This is a genomic window from Streptomyces scabichelini (assembly GCF_011045015.1).
GTDB classification, from domain to species: domain Bacteria; phylum Actinomycetota; class Actinomycetes; order Streptomycetales; family Streptomycetaceae; genus Streptomyces; species Streptomyces scabichelini.
The window spans coordinates 1-560 of record NZ_JAAKZY010000492.1; the positions used below are offsets into that span (position 1 = coordinate 1).

A 560-nucleotide genomic window follows, 5' to 3' on the forward strand; every position below is an offset into this window, starting at 1 on the left:
AGGTTGTTCCACGCCACGCCCTCGCCGTGGCGGTCCCCGGCCGCCCGGAACAGGTCGCGGGCGCGGGTGTGGGCGTCGACCGCCTCCCCCGCCCGGCCCGCCTCCTGTAGGGCGCTGCCGAGGTTGTTCCACGCCATGCCCTCGCGGTGGTGGTCCCCGGCGGCCTGAAACAGGTCGCGGGCGCGGATGTGGGCCTCGACCGCCTCCCCCACCCGGCCCGCCTCCTCCAGGGCGCTGCCGAGGTTGGTCCACGCGTCGCCCTCGCCGTGGCGGTCCCCGGCCGCCCGGTACAGGTGGCGGGCGCGGGTGAGGGCGTCGACCGCCTCCCCCGCCCGGCCCTCCTCCCGCAGGGCGATGCCGAGGTTGTTCCACCCGATGGCCTCGGCGAGGCGGTTCCCGGCGCGGTGGGCGGCCTCCCGGGCGGCCCGGCTCACGGTGATCCAGTCGTCGAAGGACCGCCGCCAGTCCAGGTATTCCGCCAGGCATTCGGCCAGCCGCACCGCCGTGTCCGCGTACCGCTCCTCCCCTGCCCACTGCACCGCCGCCACCAGCCCCGCCCG

General features: G+C 77.5%; 1 protein-coding gene. It reads right to left on the reverse strand.

The window, feature by feature from the left end:
* Positions 1–539 (reverse strand): tetratricopeptide repeat protein (locus G5C60_RS50880; protein WP_338146169.1); only part of this gene is annotated, 539 nt, incomplete at its 3' end.
* Positions 540–560 lie beyond the last annotated feature (21 nt).